The organism is Rhizobium sp. 01T444 (assembly GCF_056398305.1).
In genome coordinates this window covers 1-18,893 of the sequence record NZ_JBFTPD010000029.1, presented here as the reverse complement: position 1 = coordinate 18,893, position 18,893 = coordinate 1, and the positions used below count along the sequence as shown (strand labels likewise).

Genomic DNA, 18,893 nt, shown 5'->3' with positions numbered 1-18,893 from the left:
ATCAAGCCATCAAGATAGCTGTATAAGAACGAAGAAATCGATATTTAAGGGAGGGTTCGTTGAAGGCGAATGTTATCGTTCATCGCGATTTTCGGGTCGCGAACATTGACCCCAGACTTTACAGTTCGTTCCTCGAGCACCTCGGGAGAGCCGTTTACGGCGGCATATACGAGCCGGGGCATCCAACAGCCGATGCGGACGGCTTCCGGCGAGACGTTATCGATCTCGTGCAGCAACTCGATACGCCCTATTGCCGTTACCCCGGCGGCAATTTCGTGTCCGCCTACGATTGGCAAGATGGCATCGGCCCGCGTTCGGAGCGCCCTGTCCGTCTTGACCTTGCCTGGCGCACCCGTGAAAGCAACCAGATCGGCGTCAACGAATTCGTCGACTGGTGCAAGAAGGCGAAGACCGAGCCGATGCTCGCCGTCAATCTCGGCTCACGCGGGCTCGATTCGGCCCGCAATTTCCTCGAATATTGCAACCATCCCAGCGGCACCTACTGGTCGGACCTGCGTCGCAAGCATGGTTGGGAAGCGCCCCACAATGTCAAATTGTGGTGCCTCGGCAACGAAATGGATGGCCCCTGGCAGGTCGGACACAAGTCGGCGCACGAATATGGCCGGCTCGCCGACGAAACGGCAAAGGCCATGCGCAATTTCGATAAATCGCTGGAACTGGTGGTCTGCGGTTCGTCACATTCCGATATGAAGACCTATCCGGACTGGGAAGCGCAGGTCCTCGACGAGTGCTATGACAGCGCCGACTATATTTCGCTGCATATGTATTTCGCAAACCGCGAGAAAAATACGCTCAATTACCTTGCCCGCACGACCAAACTTGATCGTTACATCACCACCATTGGCGGCGTGATCGACTATATCAAGGCGAAGAAGCGGTCGAAGAAGACGATCGGTATTTCCTTTGATGAATGGAATGTCTGGTATCATTCCAACCAGCAGGACAAGGATATCCTCGCGAAGAACGAATGGCCCGATGCCCCTCACCTTCTCGAAGACGTCTATAATTTCGAGGACGTGCTGCAGGTCGGCGGGATTCTCAATACCTTCATTCGCCGTTCAGATCGCGTGCGCATTGCCTGCATTGCCCAGCTCGTCAACGTCATCGCTCCGATCATGACCGAGAATGGCGGTCCGGCCTGGCGTCAGACAATCTACTACCCATTCTATTTCGCATCAAAATACGGCCGTGGATCGGCTCTGCAGCTCATTACCGACGCGCCGACCTATGACTGCGAAGAAGCGGACGACGTCCCCTATCTCGACGCATCAGCGGTCCTTTCCGATGACAGCCAGACGCTGACCTTCTTTGTCGTCAACCGTCATCCGCAAAACGCGCTTGACCTCGACGCCCGGCTGGATGGCTTTGCCAACGCCCGCGTGCTGGAACAGGTGGAGATGACGCATCCGGACCTGCAGGCCGTCAACACGGCGCGGCAGCCGGAGACAGTCGCCCCCGTCAAAGTCGAGAACGGGAAAATAGAGGATGGTAGATTGCGCGCAACGTTAAAGCCCCAGTCCTATAGCGTCATCCGGCTGTCGGTCTGACACCTTTCCGGCCATCACACTTGTGCTGGCCTGGAGAATATCCGCTCGCTGCGAGGAGGCAGCCGAGCCGGAGGAATGGTTCGCAGAAGCATCGGACCTGACAAGCGCAAGTCCCAATGCTGCTACGAACCCAAAACCGCGACGTCCCATGCGTCCATTGCGGCCGCGCGCTCGTCGCATTCAAAGGGAGGAGATTATGCAGCATTGGAAGAAGCTTGCATTCGGCGTCGCCTTGGCGACGCTCGGCCTGATGGCCGCGGCTAAGGCTGATGACTATAAATCCTTGCCTCGCAAGGACACCCTCATCGTCGAAAATCCGGAAGGCACGATCAAGAATCCCGGCTGGTTCAATATTTGGGTCAACGGCGGCGGCGGCGTTTCAACCGGGCTGCAACAGTTGACCATGGACACGCTCTGGTACATCGATCCGGAAAAAGGTCTCGGCGGCTCGACCTGGGACAATTCCCTTGCCGCCGACAAACCGCAATACAATGCCGACTTTACCGAGATGACGGTAAAGCTGCGCAAGGGGCTCTATTGGAGCGACGGCGTGGAATTCACCGCCGACGACCTCGTCTATACGGTCAAGACACAGATGGACCATCCCAGCATGGTCTGGGGTGCTGCCTTTTCCGTGCAGGTGGCGAGCGTTGAAGCGACCGATCCCTATACGGTCGTCTTCAAGCTGAAAAAGCCCAATTCCCGTTTCCATGCGATCTTCACCGTGCGCTGGAACGGTGCCTGGATCATGCCCAAGCACGTCTTCGAGAAGGTGGCCGATCCGCTTCGCTATGATTTCGCCAATCCGGTCTCACTCGGCGCCTATAAGCTCAAGGCGTACGATCCTCAGGGCCAATGGTATACCTGGGAGAAACGTGACGACTGGCAGCGAACATCGCTCGCGCGCTTCGGCGAGCCGGGCCCGAAATACGTGACCTATGTCGATCCCGGCCCGCCGGACAAACGCACCATCGCGCAGCTCGAGCATAATCTCGATATCATTCACGACAACACGCCCGAGGGCATGTTCACCCTCAAGGAGAAGTCAAAGTCGGTCGAGACCTGGTTCCCGGGCTTTCCTTTTGCCCATCCGGATCCGACGCTTCCGGCAGTGATCTTCAACAACCAGGATCCGGCCTTTGCCAATCCCGATGTCCGCTGGGCGCTTGCCCTTTTGATCGACATCAAGGCCGTAGACATGGCGAGCTACCGCGGCGCTGCCACGCTGTCGGCGCTCGGCGTACCGCCCACGGCGGCCACCATGAAAGACTACCAGGCGCCGATGCAGGATTGGCTGAAGAATTTCGAGATTGATACCGGCAAACGAAAGATCAAACCCTATGATCCAACAATCGGACAACAGGTTGCCGATATCCTGCGCAAGCAGCCGAAGTTCAAGGACCAGATCCCGACCGATCCGGAAGCGATCAGCACGGCATTCGGCTACGGCTGGTGGAAACCGGATCCGCAGGCAGCAGCCGAACTTCTGGAAAAGGCAGGCTTCAAGAAAACCGGCGGCAAATGGATGACCCCGGACGGCCAGCCGTTCAAGATCCGGATGACGGTTGAGGGCGACACGCGCTCCGTCTTCACCCGGGCAGGCACCCTGATCGCACAGCAATGGGCCTCTTTCGGCATCGACGCCAAAGCCGTGCCCGCCACGAAACTGTGGCAGGTTGCACTGCAGCCCGGCGATTTCCAAGTGGCGATTGCCTGGAGCGTCGAGACCTGGGGCGGCGATCCCGACCTGTCGTTCTTCCTCGACAGCTGGCACTCGCAATTCGTGGCAAAGAAAGGTGACAATCAGCCGCCACGCAACTGGCAGCGTTGGAGCAATCCGGAGCTCGACAAGATCATCGAGAGCATCCGCGGCATCAGCGCCGACGATCCGAAGGGCATCGAACTCGGCAACGATTATCTGAAGCTGGTCGCCCGTGAAATGCCGACGATCCCGCTGATGTCCTATAACGTCTTCACCTCGATGGATACGACGTATTGGACCGGTTATCCGACGATATCAGACCCCTATACCGACCCGGTTCCGAATTGGGCGAATTCCAGGCTCATGATGGTCAAATTGAAGCCGGCACAACCGAAATAATCCTCCCAACGCCGGCGCGATCATGTCGCGCCGGCCCCCTATTGACGGGCATGCGCCCCATGTCCGTCAATCCTTTCGAAAAAGGGAACCAGAGAGGAACCACTGCTCTATGACGTCCTATCTGATCTTTGTGCTGAAGCGGTTCGGTCAGTTTCTGCTCGTCGTATTTCTTGGCGTGACCATAACATTCTTCGTCACCCACCTGACCCCGATCGATCCGGTCGAAGAAAGCATAGGCGCCATCACGCAGATGGGGCAATCCGATCCAAATGCGATTGAACTGATGCGTCAGTCGCTGCGAGAGCTCTACGGAATGGAGGGTTCGATCTGGCAGCAATATCTGCATTTTTGGCTGCGGCTTGCGACCGGTGATCTCGGCCCCTCGCTCTCGGCTTTTCCCACACCTGTTTCCACCATCATTCTGCGGTCCCTGCCCTGGACCATCGGGCTGATGACGGTTTCCACCCTGATCACCTTCGTGCTCGGAAATGCGATCGGCGCGCTCGCCGGCTACTACAGGAAGGATATGCTGCTGAAGGCCGTCAGCCTCGTCTTCATCGCCCTGCTTCCCATTCCCTATTACATTCTTGCTTTCGTCCTTCTCATCGTGTTCGGTTATCTCTGGCCGGTGCTGCCGATCAATGGCGGCTACGAGATGAACACCAATCTGGACCTCTCCTTCGCGCTCGTCCTCGATATCCTGAAACACTCGATCCTGCCGGCGCTGTCGCTGATACTAGTCGGCGCCGGCAGCTGGCTGATCGGGATGCGCGCGCTTGTTTCCAACATCATCACCGATGATTACGTCGTCTTCGCCGAGCTCGGCGGCGTTCCGAAGCGAAAAATTCTCCGCTCCTACATCGCCCGTAATGCCATGGTGCCGCAATTCACCGGGCTTGCGATGTCACTCGGCGGGATCTTCAACGGCACCGTCATCACGGAGATCGTCTTCGGCTATCCCGGTATCGGAAACCTGCTGATTTCGGCGGTGCATGCCGGCGACTACAGCCTGGTGCTCGGCCTCAGCGCATTGTCGATCGTCGGCGTCGCCGCCGCCGTGTTCATCATCGACATTCTGAGCCCGCTGATCGATCCGCGCATCAAGGTGGAATAGAGCATGTTTACGATCATCCGTGACCTCGCACGCCAGAACATGGAGTTCCTCTGTGGCCTGCTGCTCTTTGCCGTCATAGTCGGATTGGTAGTCATATCCTATTTCTCGCCCTATGGTCCCACGGACATCTATCTTCTGCCGCCTGACATGCCACCTGACGGCGACTATTGGCTCGGCACGACATCACGTGGCCAGGACGTTTTCTGGCAGTTGACGACGGCCCTTCGCAACACCTTGTTTTTCGGCGTCGGCGTCGCCTTCCTTTCGCGCATCATATCGCTCGTCGTCGGCCTCGTCGCCGGTTACGCCGGCGGCGCGGTCGACCGGGTGCTGATGGCGATCAATGACAGCGTCATGGTCATCCCGCAGTTCCCTCTGTTGATCCTGTTCTATTTCGTGCTGAAGGACAGCATGACCTGGACTGCGCTCATCGTTATTATGGCGGCGCTCGGCTGGTCTTACGATGCCCGTCTCATCCGTTCGGTCGCGATCGGTCTGAAGACCAGACCCTTCACCACCCAAAGCGTCTATTCAGGCATGAGCATGCGCAAGATCCTCGTCGAAGAGCACCTGCCCTATGTTCTGCCGATCGTCTTCGCCACCACGATGAACAACATGATCTGGTCGATCGGTATGGAGATCACCCTGTCGGTGCTGGGCTTCACCGATATCGAGACGCCGACCATGGGCATGATGATCTACTGGGCGAATGCCCATTCGGCGCTGATATCGGGAATATGGTGGTGGGTGGCCGCACCCGTTGCCGTCATCGTCGTTCTCTTCCTGGCGCTGTTTCTCCTGTCCATGTCGATGAACGAATACAACGATCCGCGCAGCCGGCTGAACCGGATGGGAGGTTAGCCATGGATGCCCTGGTCGAAGTCCAGAACCTGAAAGCCTATTACCGCGCCTTCCTTTACGGAGTCGATCGCGAGGTGCGCGCCGTCGACGACATTACTCTTACGATCGGGCGCGGCGAAATCTATGGGATCGCCGGCGAATCCAGCAGTGGCAAGACAACCTTGATCAAGACGATTGCTGGCGCCATCCGGCCACCGCTCAAGGTCGTATCGGGCAAGGTGGTATTCCATTTTGCCGGTGGCACGCAGGACATGTACGCCATGACGGTTGACGAGCGTATGGCGCTTCGCTGGCTGTACCTATCCTATATCATGCAGGCGTCGATGAATGTGCTGAACCCGGTTCGGCGCATCCATCACTCCTTCACCGATTTCGCCTTCCGTCACATGAAGGTCGGCAAGAATGAGTTCTTCACAAAAGTCGGCTCGCATCTCCAAAGATTGAAACTTGATCCGCATCTGCTCCAGGCCTATCCTCACGAACTCTCCGGTGGCATGCGCCAACGTATGACGATCGCGCTCGCAACGATCCTGACACCCGAATTCATCATTGCCGACGAGCCGACGACGGCGCTCGACGTCATCGTCCAGCGCGACGTGCTATCGATGATCCGCGAAATCCAGCGCGAGATAGGCTCCTCCTTCTTATTCGTCACGCACGATATGGGGGTACATGCGACGGTTTCTGACCGCGTCGGCATCGTCTACGCCGGTCGCCTCGTCGAGGAAGCGCCGACCCGGAAGCTCTTCGCCCTGCCGCTGCACCCTTACACGCAGCATCTGGTCGGCAGCCTGCCGCGTATCGGCGATGCGAAGGCCCGGCCCTCGCTCGAGGGACGTCCGCCGAACCTTGCCATGCCGCCGGAGGGCTGCCGGTTCCATCCGCGCTGTCCGAAGCGGATGGAGATCTGCTCGCAGAAGGTCCCGCCGATGATCACGGTCGAGCCGGATCGGCGAGTAGCTTGCTTTGCGGTTACGGGAGATCAGGCTTGAGCGCTCTTCTCACTCTCTCTCATGTCACGAAGATCTACCGTCAGGGCGGCATGCTTGGCCGGCGGCAGATTGTGGCGGTCAACGATGTCAGCTTCGAGATCGGCAGCGAGCCGGAGATTCTCTCCATCGTCGGAGAATCCGGTTCAGGAAAATCAACGATCGCAGCGATGATCCTCGGACAGACAGCGCCCACGCAAGGCATACTCCAATTTCGTCAGAAAGCGGTGGCCCTCCACGGCAAGGCCGAGCGTCGCGCCTTCATGAGGGAAGTACAGCCAGTCCTGCAGAACCCCTTCGAAGCCTTCAACCCGCTCAAGCGCGTGGATCGCTACCTTTTCGAAACGGCGCGGAGCTTCTCAGCTGGCGCGGGTAAGCCGGATCGGCAGCAGGTCGAACGATTGGCCGACGAGGCTCTCGGCCATGTGGGTCTCAGTCTTGCTGAAGTGAAGGGCCGGTTTCCGCACGAACTGTCCGGAGGCCAGCTCCAACGCACCGCAATTGCCCGTGCCCTGATCCCTCAGCCACGCTTGCTCATCGCCGACGAGCCGGTATCGATGGTCGATGCGTCACTGCGCATGGCAATCGTCAATCTCTTCGAACAACTGAAACACGAGCTTGGGCTTTCCATCGTCTACATCACCCATGATCTCGCAACCGCTTACTACATCAGCGACCGGATCATCATCATGCGCAAAGGCGAGATCGTCGAGCAGGGCGAGGCGCGCAAGGTCCTCGACAATCCTCAGCACCCCTACTCGCGAGCGCTGAAGGAGGCCGTGCTGAGCGCAGATTTCGCTGCAACGGCCTAGAGGCGGGAACCGGAATTGTCTCGTGCGCGGCTCGCTTATTTCTGCAGAACCGACTTCACGTCCTCGTCGGCGTGCTTAAGTAGAATACGGACGGTTTCCGCCGCCTTTTCAGGATCACGCTCGCGGATCGCCTCGAACACGTCGCGGTGCTCCTGCAGGCAATGCTGATGGTGGAAGTTCGAGCTGGAGACACTGAAGCTCATCTGGAAATACTGTCTGAACAGATTGGCCAACGGAGCGATGAAGACATTGTTGGACGCGACGTAGATTGCAGTGTGGAAGGCGACGTCGCCCTCGATCCATTTGTTGAAATCCGTCTTGGCTTCGGACATTACCTGAAGCGCCGCCTCGATCTCGTAGAGTTGCGCAAGTGTGGCATTTCTGGCCGCCTCCGCGGCCGCAGCGGGTTCGACGGCGCTGCGGAACGCAAAGAGCTGCTGGATAGCATTTTGCGAGTCGGAGGTTTTCTGGACCCAGCCGAAGACAACTGGATCCAGAAAATTCCATTGGCTTGTTGGCAGAACGACCGTTCCGACACCCGAGCCGGTCTTCAGAAGCCCTCGCCAGGAAAGAAACTTCACGGCCTCGCGAATAACCGTCCGGCTGACGCCGAAACGAGTGCAAAGTTCCGGCTCTGAGGGCACCAGTCCGCCGACTGGAAGGCGACCGGTGACGATGTCTGCGCCAATCTCGCCCGCAACTGCCAGATGCAGGTTCGAGCGGCTTTCGCGATGCTTGCTGAGCAAAACAGGGCTTCCCATACGTTCATGTCCTTTCGCGGATGTCAGACCCCGGCTGCGAGTGCCTGTGCGAGGATCGTCTGACATACGCGCATCGTCTTGACCGTGTCCTCGAAGCGCGAGGAGCACGTATTAATGCCTGACTTAAGGGAGTCAATAAACTCTCTGTTCTTCGCTGCAAATCCTCCGTAGACGAAATTCTGGTCGTGATTGGCGGCTTGCTGCGTCGAAAGCGTCTCCCCTTGATAATTGTTATCAAGGTAGATTTTCGCCTCAGCCTCCACCTCGACATCAGCATATCCACCCTGGACGTGCATCTGGGTTCGAAACACGCGCCGTCCGGATGCCCAATTGCACACGACATAACAGGTCGATCCGTTGTCGAAATGCAGCGTGGCGCCGAACCAGTTGATATCAGGCACGCCGATCCGACGGCACTGGCTTTCGACCTTGACCACCTCCCCACCACAGATCCATCGGGCCGTGTCGATTGCATGCGTGCCATCGTCCATCATCCGGTCGCGGGCAATCAGCATCGGCGTGACATCGCATTTGAAGAACTCGACGACCCCGTGGATGATCGGCCCTTTCTCAAGAAGGCGGGCCTTGACCTGCTGCAGGATCGGCGAATTGCGCCGTTGATGGCTGACCTGCGTCACCAGATCCTTCTGTTTGGCCAGATGGGCGAGCGCTTCGGCCTGGTGTGTCGTCAGCCCCATCGGCTTTTCAATATAGAGATTGAAGCCGTTCGTCAGACACCAGTGCCAGATCGGATACATGATCTCGGGCTGCCCGATGACATAGACGCCATCGGGTTTGAGCCTGGTCAGGATATCCTGATAATCGGAATCGAGGCGGGTTTCGAAACGTGCCGTCTCGGGGATTGCAAACTTGTCGCAGGTTTGCTTGAGCCGATCTGCCCGGCTTTCTATGACACCAACGATCTCGACATCATCGAACGAGGTCAATGAGGGATAGTGGACATTGTTGGCCATGTTGCCGGCGCCAATGATGCAGACGCGGACTTTGCGATCCTTGATCATCGTATCGATCCCCTTCTCAATGCGACCAGACGGAGGACACAAGGGAGCGCAGATATGCGACGTCAGCGGACAGATAAGGCAAGACGTCGTCGCCCATGCGCTGCGGCTGACCATTCGGATCGCTGTATTCACCCGGCAGCACAAAGGTTCCGGTAAAACCGCGGCGATGTAGCTCTTTGACAAGCCCCGACCACGAATAGGCGCCATGCCGCCCCGTCGTCCAATGCGTCTGGTAGACGGCCTCCGGCTCTTCCGGCCCATTGATCCTCTCGCGGTAGGCATTTTTGAAATTCACGAGGTTGGGGATGCGCTCCCAAAGCAGGTCGACGGACAGTTCGATCGGTTCGCCGGCAATGCCGCAATGCGCCATGTCGAGGATGGCGCAGACATGCTTGGCGTCATAACGCTCCATCAGATGGAAAAGGCCGATGGCACTACCGACGCAGTTGCCTGAATGGTTTTGGACGCCGACACGCACACCGCTTGACTCGAGCAATGGGATAAGCTCGTCGTAGCGGGCGCGATGCTCGGCGATCGTATCGGCGTAGCGTGCCTTGGACAGATCGATACCGACCATGGTGCGCACGAGCGCAATACCACTGTCGCCACAGGCCGAGATAATGTCGTCGTCGAGCGGGGCGGCGACGCTGCATATCGACAGCCCGTGGCCACGCAGACGACGCACGACCTCAGGCAATGCGGTCTTGACCGTTTGCGGCGTGACCTGATAGCCGGGCCGGATCGGCAGCTCGATCGCTTCGACGCCCAGGGAATTCATTCTTTCCGCCACCTCGTCGATGGGGTTCGTCCACGGCTTCGTGAACACCCCGAATTTGATATCGCTCATTTTCATTCTCCAATTGGAAATTGCTGGACAGGAATAAGTTGCTGCGGTCTCGCCGCGGCATCGGCGGCTCGAAGGTAGAGCGGGTGTCAGACCATCCGCATCGACATGCCCCCGTCGATGGTAAAGGTCTCGCCGGTGATGAACTCGTTTTCGATCAGTTGCAGAATAAGGGACGCGACCTGCTCGGGACGCCCCTCCCTACCAAGAGGAATGCGATTGCGCAGGTTATTCTCCTTTGCGGCCTGGCTCATCGCATCGTGAAAAGGCGTGCGGATAATGCCGGGCGCAACGCAATTGACGCGGATGTTTTCGGCCGCATGATCGCGCGCCAATGCGCGGGCAAGCTGGATGAGAGAGGCCTTGACGACCTGATAGGCGACGGTTCCGGGGCAGCCACGAAGTGCGGCTGCCGACGATAGAAAGGTGACCGAGCCTCCCCTTGCCGATAGTGGACCATGCGCGGCCCGGAACAGGTGGAAGGCGGAATGGACGTGGACAGCAAAGGCTTCCATCCACCGCTCGGGGCTCAGGTCGAGGATGGTACCCGCTGCCGGTCCGCCGGCAGAGTGGACGACCGCATCGACCCTGCCGAAGGCGTCCAGGGCAGCCGAAACGACTTTTTGGGACGTTTCGGGCGCCGACGCATCGCCGGCAGCGAAGACGCATCGGGCACCGGACGGCGCGCCGAGTGCGCAGAGCTTATCGAAGAGATCAGCTTTTTCGGCCCTGGCATTGATCACCACGTTACTGCCCTTCGTCAGCAGAGCCATTGCGGTTGCCAGGCCGATCCCGGACGTACCGCCGGTAACGACGGAGACTGTCCCTGTTAATTCTGTCACCATTCTTCTCCTTACAAACTGACGAGAGGGTCGACGCGACCTATTTCTCGGCAAAGGCGGTCAGCCCCGAAACGATGAAACGCTGGGCAAAAAGATAGCCGATGAGAACCGGAAGCACGGTGATCAACGTGGCTGCGAAGAGAGAGGTATAGGCGGTCGCCGAGTCTGGGCCGAAGAAGGTGAACAGGCCGACACTGGCAACCGCCACGTCCTTGCCTCCGGCAATGACCAGAGGCACCAGGAACTCCGACCAGGCCGACACGAAGACCAGGAAGCCTGCGACTGAAAGGCCGGGCAGGCTGAGCGGCATGATGACGCTCCAGAAGGTCCGCCACTTGGAGCAGCCGTCAATCGCAGCCGCCTCATCGAGCGAGCGGGGTACCGTATCGAAGAACCCCTTGAGCACCCATATCGTGATCGGGATGTGGGTCGCGGTATAGATCATTACCAGGGCGGTCAGCGTATTGAGCAGACCCAACTGGTTCATGATCATGTAGTAGGGAACGATGTTGACCGTGCTCGGTATCAGCTGGAGGCCGAGCAGGACCAGGAGCAGGACGTCCTTGTGGCGAAAATCCCAGCGCGAGAGCGCGTATCCAGCCAGCCCGCCGAAGAACAGCGTGAATATGACCGTCAAGACGGCCACGATGACGGTGTTCCAGATATAGTGGCCGAAATCCAGACGCGTGAAGAGATTGATGAAGTTGGCGAAGGTTGGCGATCTCGGCCAGATGGTCGGCGGATAGGTGAAGAGCTCGTTGGGATTCTTGAATCCGCCGAGCAGGGCCCAGCTCAAGGGAAGCAGAACTGCCCCGGCAAGCAACGGATAGAAAATATAGGCAGCCGGATTGGGCTCCATTGGCCGGCGCAGGCGCCGACGGGATATGGGTCGAGCCTCAGCCATCCTCATTCCTCCGCTTCGGTTGAAGGACGGCGAGATAGAGCATGATCAGCAGAATATTGACGATCAGCATGACCGTACCGATGCTTGCGCCATAGCTGACGTCGAGCTGAAAGAAAGACTGCTTGTAGAGGGCGATGGAGATGAGCTCGGTCGCGTTCCCCGGCCCTCCACCCGTCAGTGCGAGCGGGATGTCGAGGCTGTTGAGTGCACCGCCGGTTCCCATGATGATGCTGATCATGATGATGGGTCGCAGGAGCGGGACGGTGATGTAGCGGAACCGCTGCCAGGCGGTTGCTCCGTCGATCGCGGCCGCCTCATAGACGTCGCGCGGCAGGGTCTGCAAGCCGCCGAGCAGAATGATGACGGTGAAGGGGATGCCGCGCCATGTGCATACGCCGATCAGGATGATCATCGCCAGCAACGGGTCGGAGAACCAGGACATCTGACCAATGCCGAAGAGCGACAAGAGATAGTTGGCGATGCCGAGGCGGCTACCGCCGAATATCTGCGCGAAGACGAGACCGACGACGACCGAAGGAAGGACCCACGGAAGGATGACGATCGACCGCATCAGCTGATGGCCCGGCAGGCGCTGTTCAAGCAGCACGGCGGCAGCCAAGCCCAGACAGGCCTGAAGGATCACGCAAGCTGCCACGAAGGACAGTGTGTTGCGCGTAATCAGGCCGAGATCGGCGGCCGTGAAGAACCGGATGTAGTTTTCGAAACCGACGAAAGAGGATCCGACATAGCCGAGATTGAGATTGGTCAGGCTGATGTAGATACCGTAGACCGCCGGAAATAGCGTCAGGCCGAGGACGATCGCGACCCCCGGAAGGACGAAAAAGAAGTAGCCATTGACGGCAAAGCGTCTCTTTCTCGACTTCGTGACGGTTTTTGCAGGATGTTGTGCGAGCGTGTTGTAACTCATTGTTTCCTCCCAAGGCGGGAGCAGGTGCTCCCGCCGATTGAGCCCAGTTCAGCGCGACTTCTGACGGTCATATTCGCGCATGACGGCTTCTTTCGCCGCCGCTACTGCGTCGGCTGGGGTCAGCTGGCCACCGATGACGGCCGCAAGCTGGGAGGAAATAGCCGATGAGACTGCCGTATAGATCGGCACGGCCGGCCGGGTCTGCATCTCACCGTCGTAGATCGCCTTGTAGCTCTTCATGAGCGCGTTCTGCGAAAAGAACGTACTCGTGTTCCAGATGGATTTTCGCACCGGCAGCTGGCCGAGCGTTTCATTGACGGCTGTCATGTTCTCTGGCGATGTCATGAACTGCACAAACTTCCACGCAGCCGCCTTCTTGTCCTCGTCCTTGGCTGCGATGGCATAGGCATATCCACCAAGCACGGTCACAGGCTGCTTGCCGTCGGGCATCGGATAGGGGGCCACAGCCAGGTCATTCTGGAGATCGGGCAGTTCGCTCCACATCTGCTTTATGCCCGAGGAGCTTGCACCGATCGAAAAAGCCTCGCCGCCATAAAAGAACGGCCTCAACGCGGTTTCGTCCATGGTCGTGACATTGGGCGATATTGCCCCCGCAGCCGCCATATCGTGATACATCTGGTAGACCTTGGCCAGGGATTCACCGTTCTTTCCGTCGAAGAAGACAGGCGCGCCCTGGTCGTCCACCAGCTTGCCGCCGAGACCCCAGAAAATGCTGAGCATATGCAGGGTGGCCGGCTCATCGTTAGCCTTTGCAGGCACGAGTTCGGCAGTGATGCCCTTTTCCTTCAAGGTCTTGGACGCGGTCATGAAATCGTCGAAGCTCTTGGGAAATTCCTTGAGCCCGACCGAGGCCATGACGCTCGGACGATAGAGAAGGCCGCGCATGCCGGTCTGGAACATGATGGCATAGGGCTTTCCGTCAACGGTCTCGGCTGCCAGGACGGCGGGATGGAAATCCGTCTGGTCGTCGTTCGGCCAAAGACCGTCGAGTGACTGCAGGACATCGGACTGAACAAGCCGAGCAATCCACTGACCATCCACGATGACGGCATCGGGCAGCGTATTCGAGGCAGCGGCCGTCAGCAGTTTTTGCAGGCCGGCCGGGCCTGTATCGAAGACTTCGTAATCGATCTTGATATCAGGATTGGCGGCTTGGAACTTCTCGTAGAGCTGCTTGTGAATGTCGGCCCCCGGTACGAAACCGGATGAGGGCGAATAGGTAGCAGGCACCAGCACCTTCAGTTCGACTGCATGAGCGGCACCGGCCGCCGACAGCATCAACGCAGCAATAAAGCCCATCTTTCGAAGCATGATTTCCTCCTCTTTTCCTCCAATGAGGGTCTGAGCAAGCCCACTCCCTCGTCTCTCCCTCCCAATGACAACAACACATAAGCGATCCTGTCAATAACATAATATGTTTGACTTCAAACATTCTACGTATGATGTTTGAATAGCCATAAGCAGGGAGGAAACGGAACATGGCTATCAAGAAAGGCTGCGCTCATTGCGAAGCGAAAGGTGAGGATCGGCTGTGGCAGGGTCCCACGTTCAGAGTGGTGCTGGTCCATGAGACGGGCTTCGAAGGATGGTGCCGCGTCATCTGGAACGAGCATGTTTCGGAACTCACCGATCTCTCAGAAGGCGATCGACGCGAGGTTTTGGAGGCCGTCGTGGCGCTCGAGGAGGCGCTCAGGGCTGAACTGTCGCCCGTCAAGATCAACATCGCCTCGCTCGGGACGGCAGCACCGCATCTGCACTTTCATGTCATACCGCGCTTTGAGGGCGATCCGACCTTTCCCGACCCGGTCTGGTTGCCGCCTTCAAGGGCGAGTGCGCGTTCCCTGCCTGACGGGTTTCATGGCCGCATGCAGCGCCGCCTCGCCGAACGGCTCGGTCCGGCGACGACCAGCCCGCAAAATGCCGTCGGGGAGACGCGATAATGGGGCATGTCATCGTACGCGAAGCACGCAAGACTTTCGGCGCGTTCGAGGCGTTGAGAGACATATCGCTCAAGGTCGATGATGGCGAATTCGTCGTGCTCGTCGGCCCCTCGGGATGCGGAAAATCGACGCTTCTAAGAACAATTGCCGGCCTTGAAAACATCACCTCGGGCGATATCGAAATTGCCGGACGGATCGTCAGCGACCTGCCGCCCAAGGATCGCAACATCGCAATGGTGTTCCAGAACTACGCACTTTATCCGCACATGACGGTAGCGCAAAACATGGGATTTTCTCTCAAACTGCGTGGAGAGACGAGTGGCGAGGTCCGAGCGAAAGTCGAGAGGGCGGCGGCGATCCTGGGCCTTCAGCCCCTCCTGGAGCGCTATCCCCGACAATTGTCGGGCGGGCAGCGCCAGCGTGTTGCCATGGGCCGCGCCATCGTCCGCAACCCTGCAGTTTTCCTGTTCGACGAACCGCTTTCCAATCTCGATGCGAAGCTGCGCGTGCAGATGCGTACCGAAATCAAGGAATTGCATCAACGCCTGCGCACGACAACGGTCTATGTAACGCACGATCAGATGGAGGCGATGACGATGGCAGACAGGATTGTCGTCATGCGCGGCGGCGTCATCGAACAGATCGGCACGCCTCTCGAACTCTATGATCGTCCCTGCAACACCTTCGTCGCTGGTTTCATCGGTTCGCCATCCATGAACTTTCTTGAGGGACTTATGACCGACGAGGGGTTTCGTACAGCCGATGGCGTTCTTCTACCGGTCAACTCGACGAATGGACGAGCAGCAGTCTTGGGTGTTCGCCCCGAAGCGATCGGTCTTGATCCATCGGGGCTGGAAGTGGACGTCGTTCTGGTTGAGCCGACCGGCTCCGAAACGCAAGTCGTCGTCAGGCTGGGTGGCCAGAACTTGATCGCACTCATTCGCGAACGGGTGAGATTCGCGCCCGGCGTCAAGATCAGGATCTCCATCGATACCTCGGCAGTTCACCTGTTCGACGCGCAAGGCCACCGCCTCGCAAACGACGCATGAGCCGAGCGCACTGGAAGGCAGCGGTCCGCCCGCGGCTTTCACCCGTCAATTTTGAGGAAGCAGGTGATGATTGAAGGGAGATTTTGCGCATCGGGCTTAAAGGGCCCTGTCGCCGTCCGCGTTCACGCGACGAGGATGCTGAAATCACCATTCCTGTTTTTGTCGCTACCAGTTGGTGAAGCTGCCGTCGCGACGGCGCAGATGCGGGGGCTCGAAATATTGAAAGTCGAGCTTGTTCAGCGCATCTTCGTTCACCTCGATCCCCAATCCCGGAACCTCCGGGACGTCGTAGTGACTGCCGTTCAACTCTGCCTGCTGCGGAAAGAGCTCGCGGGAATCGAAGCCGAGCTGCTCGACGGGAGAAGCACGGCATTCCAGCCAGGAAAAATTCGGCACCGCCGCAGCAAGATGCACTGTCGCCGCCGTGCAGACGGGACCAAGCGGATTGTGCGGCATCAGATCGACATAGTGGGCTTCGCTCCAGCCGGCGACCTTCATGGCCTCTGTGAACCCGCCGACATTGCAAATGTCCAGTCGATTGAACTGATGGATATCGCGCTCGATATAGGGCAGGAACTGCCACTTGGAAGAAAACTCCTCGCCGATCGCAAACGGCACATCCGTCATCTTTCGAAGCGCTTCATAGGCTTCCGGCGTCTCGTCCCGGATCGGCTCCTCGATATAATCGAGCGTTCCGGACGGCATTTTCTGGCAGAAGGACGCCGCCTCGGCGACGCTCAGCCGATGATGGTAGTCGATGCCGAGCACAGCCTCGGCGCCCAATTCTTCCCGGACCTTGACCATCCACGGCGCCGTGCGTGCAATCGACTCTCTCGGCTCGAAGACGTCGAGGGAATGCTGTCCCCACGGCACGAAACGGATGGAGTTCCAGCCCGCGTCCATCAGGATCCTGGCCTGCTCCATCATCTCCGGACCGGGATCGGCCGGCGCGGTGGCAAAGGCCGGAACACGGTCACGGTGTTTGCCGCCGAGAAGCTCGTGGACAGGCACGCCAAGCGCCTTGGCGCGGATGTCGTGGAAGGCAATATCGAGTGCACCAATCGCCGCTGTCAGGACACGCCCGCCCTCGAAATATTGGCTGCGGTACATTTCCTGCCATAGTGCACCCGCCCTGCGGGCGTCGCGCCCAACGAGAAATTCCTGATAATGCCGGATCGCTCCAATGACGGCATGTTCCCGACCCGTCAGGCCGGATTCTCCCCAGCCATGAATCCCATCTGCGGTCGTGACTTTGACGAGCAACTGGTTACGATGCCCCACCCTTGGCGTGAAGCACTCAATTCGTTCGATTTTCATCTTGCATCATCCGTCAGATTGATCAGACCGTTTCAAGCAGTTTAAGATCCGCTCGCTATCGAATGCAATTTAAGCTTGACGGGAACGCACTCAGCAATCCACCCGCAGGAGAGTTTGTCGGCCAAGTCAGGCAGCGGTGACGAGATGAACCAGCTGACCGCCTCGCCCGTTTTCGCGAGGCGGCTGACTTTTGCTGATCTCAGAGCTCAAGGCTACTCGAGCGAGAAAGCGTCCTGTATCTGTTGGGCCGCATCAGCGGGGCTCACGGCCCCGGAGACGATTTCGACCGACATGTCATTGACCACCGCACCCACGTTCGGCCCGAGATCCTGATCAAGAAAGTTCTGATGCCAGGTTTCGGCCGCCACGGCGTCGGCCGCCGCCTTTACCGTCGGTTCGTCGATGGCATCGGCCGCACCCTTTGCCGAAGGCAGAACACGGGTTTCCTTTGCCAGGATGCGCTGCGGTCCGATGGAACTCAGATATTGCAGGAACTGTTCCGTTTCGGGCGGAGCGTTTTTGGTGATCGCCCAGCCGTTGATGCCGCCAAGATTGTCGGTTGCAAGACCGGGTGCACCGTCGACGGCAGGAAATGCAAAGCGCCCAATGTTCGACAGGGGTTGTCCTTTTCCGTCGGCCGCGTTGACGGCCTGCGTTCCCGGCGTGTTTTCAAATCCGAGGATGATTGCGGCTTTGCCATTGCCGAAGGCACCGAGGGCATCGTTCCACGTTGCGCCGAGGTAACCGTTCTGGAAAGGTTCGATCTTGCCCAACGCGGCGAGCTGTTTGCCGGCCTCCACAAATGCGGGCGCGACAAAGCCGTCTCCGTTGCCGGATTTTGCCTGATTGAACCCATCCTTGCCGGCTTCGCGGATGGCGAGATAACCCCAATAGAAATGCAGCGGCCACTTGTCGCCGCCGCCACCCGCGATCGGTGTGATGCCGGCAGCTTTGAGTGATTTCACGGCGTCGAGAAATTTCTCCCAGCTCGTTATCGAGCTGGCATCAGCGCCCGCCTTGGCGAAGAGATCTTTGTTGTAATAGAAAGAGACCAGACTGACCTTGAAGGGGGCTGCCCAGACCTTGTTGCCGCTCGAAAGGCCGTCAATTGCAGCGGCGTTCAGCGATGCCCTCCAGGCCGCGCCATTCGCGTCCAGGGCCGGCGTCACGTCGCGAAGCATCCCAGTCTCAGACTGCGCTCTTAATACGCCGCCACCCCAGCTGTAAAACATGCTCGGGGCGTCAGACGACTGCAACAGGGTCGGCAGCTTGGCCTTGAAGGCCTGGTTCTCGAGGAACTGCATCTGGATCTTGACACCCGGATGATCCTTTTCGAACGCATCGGCAATTCCCCGCCAGACCGCCACAACCTTCGGCTGGGCCTCTGGATGAAGCCATTTGATCACGGTCTCGGCCGCCGCCGCAGACGGCAACAGCGAAATTGCAGCGCCGGCGATAGCTGTCGAAAGGCCGATCATCGTGGATATTCTCAAACCCATGCTTCTTCCCCCGTTTGAATGTCTGATCCCGTTGACATATCGATTGATCACCGCATCATTGCCTGCGACGCGCGAAGCCTCCTCAAGCTTGATCGGGCTTATAGATGGGATCTAAAGACTTTGCAAGAAGGACAACATCATGCTGCCGAAGGGGGTGATCGCCGATACGGTCGAGAGGTTCGGCAGGTCAATCGTCGAAGGTGACTGGCAGCCGGGGGAACATTTGCCGCCGGAACCGGAACTCGCCGCCCGCTTCGGCGTCGGGAGGAACGCCCTGCGAGAGGCAGTCAAAGTCCTCGCGGGCAAGGGCCTGATCAGGAC

The 18,893-nt window shown here is 58.6% G+C and carries 18 protein-coding genes; 9 read left to right on the top strand and 9 right to left on the bottom strand.

What is annotated here, in order from left to right; genetic code table 11:
- Positions 1 to 59 precede the first annotated feature (59 nt).
- The 6 genes from arfA (at position 60) to AC1DTN_RS29140 (ending at position 7,445) form a co-directional block, all read left to right on the top strand.
- Entirely contained in the window at positions 60 to 1,568 is a 1,509-nt protein-coding gene (arfA, locus tag AC1DTN_RS29165) for an arabinosylfuranosidase ArfA (protein ID WP_442206622.1), read from the top strand.
- Positions 1,569 to 1,764: 196 nt separating this feature from the next.
- Entirely contained in the window at positions 1,765 to 3,669 is a 1,905-nt protein-coding gene (locus AC1DTN_RS29160) for an ABC transporter substrate-binding protein (protein ID WP_113324827.1), read from the top strand.
- Between the two features lie 109 nt (positions 3,670 to 3,778).
- Complete coding sequence (locus AC1DTN_RS29155; RefSeq protein WP_113324826.1) at positions 3,779 to 4,783, top strand: ABC transporter permease; 1,005 nt, start codon at positions 3,779 to 3,781, stop codon at positions 4,781 to 4,783.
- A 3-nt stretch (positions 4,784 to 4,786) separates the two neighbouring features.
- A complete protein-coding gene (locus AC1DTN_RS29150) occupies positions 4,787 to 5,644 on the top strand; it encodes an ABC transporter permease (RefSeq protein ID WP_113324825.1) in 858 nt (285 codons plus the stop codon).
- Between the two features lie 2 nt (positions 5,645 to 5,646).
- Positions 5,647 to 6,636 (top strand): ABC transporter ATP-binding protein, encoded by a 990-nt coding sequence (locus tag AC1DTN_RS29145; protein WP_113324824.1) that lies wholly within the window; start codon positions 5,647 to 5,649, stop codon positions 6,634 to 6,636.
- On the top strand, positions 6,633 to 7,445 hold the full coding sequence (locus AC1DTN_RS29140; RefSeq protein WP_113324823.1) for an ABC transporter ATP-binding protein: 813 nt from the start codon (positions 6,633 to 6,635) through the stop codon (positions 7,443 to 7,445). The genes AC1DTN_RS29145 and AC1DTN_RS29140 overlap by 4 nt, the downstream gene beginning before the upstream one ends.
- Positions 7,446 to 7,480: 35 nt before the next feature.
- Here AC1DTN_RS29140 and AC1DTN_RS29135 read toward each other — a convergent pair whose 3' ends face one another.
- The 7 genes from AC1DTN_RS29135 to AC1DTN_RS29105 form a co-directional block, all read right to left on the bottom strand.
- Complete coding sequence (locus AC1DTN_RS29135; RefSeq protein ID WP_162748122.1) at positions 7,481 to 8,206, bottom strand: FadR/GntR family transcriptional regulator; 726 nt, start codon at positions 8,204 to 8,206, stop codon at positions 7,481 to 7,483.
- Positions 8,207 to 8,229: 23 nt separating this feature from the next.
- Complete coding sequence (locus AC1DTN_RS29130) at positions 8,230 to 9,228, bottom strand: Gfo/Idh/MocA family protein (RefSeq protein ID WP_162748121.1); 999 nt, start codon at positions 9,226 to 9,228, stop codon at positions 8,230 to 8,232.
- 16 nt (positions 9,229 to 9,244) lie between these two features.
- Positions 9,245 to 10,075, bottom strand: coding sequence for a sugar phosphate isomerase/epimerase family protein (locus AC1DTN_RS29125; RefSeq protein WP_162748120.1), 831 nt, complete (start codon positions 10,073 to 10,075; stop codon positions 9,245 to 9,247).
- A gap of 86 nt (positions 10,076 to 10,161) precedes the next feature.
- Positions 10,162 to 10,914 (bottom strand): SDR family NAD(P)-dependent oxidoreductase, encoded by a 753-nt coding sequence (locus AC1DTN_RS29120; RefSeq protein WP_477923733.1) that lies wholly within the window; start codon positions 10,912 to 10,914, stop codon positions 10,162 to 10,164.
- A gap of 40 nt (positions 10,915 to 10,954) precedes the next feature.
- Positions 10,955 to 11,818, bottom strand: a complete 864-nt coding sequence (locus AC1DTN_RS29115; protein ID WP_477923732.1) for a carbohydrate ABC transporter permease — start codon at positions 11,816 to 11,818, stop codon at positions 10,955 to 10,957.
- Positions 11,811 to 12,746, bottom strand: a complete 936-nt coding sequence (locus tag AC1DTN_RS29110) for a carbohydrate ABC transporter permease (RefSeq protein WP_477923731.1) — start codon at positions 12,744 to 12,746, stop codon at positions 11,811 to 11,813. Before AC1DTN_RS29110 ends, AC1DTN_RS29115 begins: the two co-directional genes overlap by 8 nt.
- Before the next feature lie 48 nt (positions 12,747 to 12,794).
- On the bottom strand, positions 12,795 to 14,078 hold the full coding sequence (locus AC1DTN_RS29105) for an ABC transporter substrate-binding protein (RefSeq protein ID WP_477923729.1): 1,284 nt from the start codon (positions 14,076 to 14,078) through the stop codon (positions 12,795 to 12,797).
- A 167-nt stretch (positions 14,079 to 14,245) separates the two neighbouring features.
- On the opposite strand from AC1DTN_RS29105, the gene AC1DTN_RS29100 reads away from it, so the two are divergent.
- Positions 14,246 to 14,707, top strand: coding sequence for an HIT family protein (locus AC1DTN_RS29100; protein WP_477923727.1), 462 nt, complete (start codon positions 14,246 to 14,248; stop codon positions 14,705 to 14,707).
- Entirely contained in the window at positions 14,707 to 15,756 is a 1,050-nt protein-coding gene (locus tag AC1DTN_RS29095; protein WP_442206619.1) for an ABC transporter ATP-binding protein, read from the top strand. The genes AC1DTN_RS29100 and AC1DTN_RS29095 overlap by 1 nt, the downstream gene beginning before the upstream one ends.
- A 165-nt stretch (positions 15,757 to 15,921) precedes the next feature.
- Here the strand turns inward: AC1DTN_RS29095 and AC1DTN_RS29090 are convergent, their stop codons facing one another.
- Complete coding sequence (locus AC1DTN_RS29090) at positions 15,922 to 17,073, bottom strand: mandelate racemase/muconate lactonizing enzyme family protein (protein ID WP_113324379.1); 1,152 nt, start codon at positions 17,071 to 17,073, stop codon at positions 15,922 to 15,924.
- A 212-nt stretch (positions 17,074 to 17,285) separates the two neighbouring features.
- Positions 17,286 to 18,572: an extracellular solute-binding protein gene (locus AC1DTN_RS29085; RefSeq protein ID WP_477923725.1), complete on the bottom strand. Its 1,287-nt coding sequence runs from the start codon at positions 18,570 to 18,572 to the stop codon at positions 17,286 to 17,288.
- A 139-nt stretch (positions 18,573 to 18,711) separates the two neighbouring features.
- Between AC1DTN_RS29085 and AC1DTN_RS29080 the strand changes: the two genes are divergently transcribed.
- A partial coding sequence (locus AC1DTN_RS29080) for a FadR/GntR family transcriptional regulator (protein WP_477923723.1) occupies positions 18,712 to 18,893 on the top strand: 182 nt, incomplete at its 3' end.

Bases quoted from the DNA above. Each gene is read 5' to 3' on its own strand.
- AC1DTN_RS29110 (WP_477923731.1), bottom strand. From the start codon at position 12,746: ATGAGTTACAACACGCTCGCACAACATCCTGCAAAAACCGTCACGAAG.
- AC1DTN_RS29095 (WP_442206619.1), top strand. From the start codon at position 14,707: ATGGGGCATGTCATCGTACGCGAAGCACGCAAGACTTTCGGCGCGTTC.
- AC1DTN_RS29150 (WP_113324825.1), top strand. From the start codon at position 4,787: ATGTTTACGATCATCCGTGACCTCGCACGCCAGAACATGGAGTTCCTC.
- AC1DTN_RS29115 (WP_477923732.1), bottom strand. From the start codon at position 11,818: ATGGCTGAGGCTCGACCCATATCCCGTCGGCGCCTGCGCCGGCCAATG.
- AC1DTN_RS29085 (WP_477923725.1), bottom strand. From the start codon at position 18,572: ATGGGTTTGAGAATATCCACGATGATCGGCCTTTCGACAGCTATCGCC.
- AC1DTN_RS29160 (WP_113324827.1), top strand. From the start codon at position 1,765: ATGCAGCATTGGAAGAAGCTTGCATTCGGCGTCGCCTTGGCGACGCTC.
- AC1DTN_RS29145 (WP_113324824.1), top strand. From the start codon at position 5,647: ATGGATGCCCTGGTCGAAGTCCAGAACCTGAAAGCCTATTACCGCGCC.
- AC1DTN_RS29135 (WP_162748122.1), bottom strand. From the start codon at position 8,206: ATGGGAAGCCCTGTTTTGCTCAGCAAGCATCGCGAAAGCCGCTCGAAC.
- AC1DTN_RS29100 (WP_477923727.1), top strand. From the start codon at position 14,246: ATGGCTATCAAGAAAGGCTGCGCTCATTGCGAAGCGAAAGGTGAGGAT.
- AC1DTN_RS29130 (WP_162748121.1), bottom strand. From the start codon at position 9,228: ATGATCAAGGATCGCAAAGTCCGCGTCTGCATCATTGGCGCCGGCAAC.
- AC1DTN_RS29090 (WP_113324379.1), bottom strand. From the start codon at position 17,073: ATGAAAATCGAACGAATTGAGTGCTTCACGCCAAGGGTGGGGCATCGT.
- AC1DTN_RS29155 (WP_113324826.1), top strand. From the start codon at position 3,779: ATGACGTCCTATCTGATCTTTGTGCTGAAGCGGTTCGGTCAGTTTCTG.
- AC1DTN_RS29105 (WP_477923729.1), bottom strand. From the start codon at position 14,078: ATGCTTCGAAAGATGGGCTTTATTGCTGCGTTGATGCTGTCGGCGGCC.
- AC1DTN_RS29125 (WP_162748120.1), bottom strand. From the start codon at position 10,075: ATGAGCGATATCAAATTCGGGGTGTTCACGAAGCCGTGGACGAACCCC.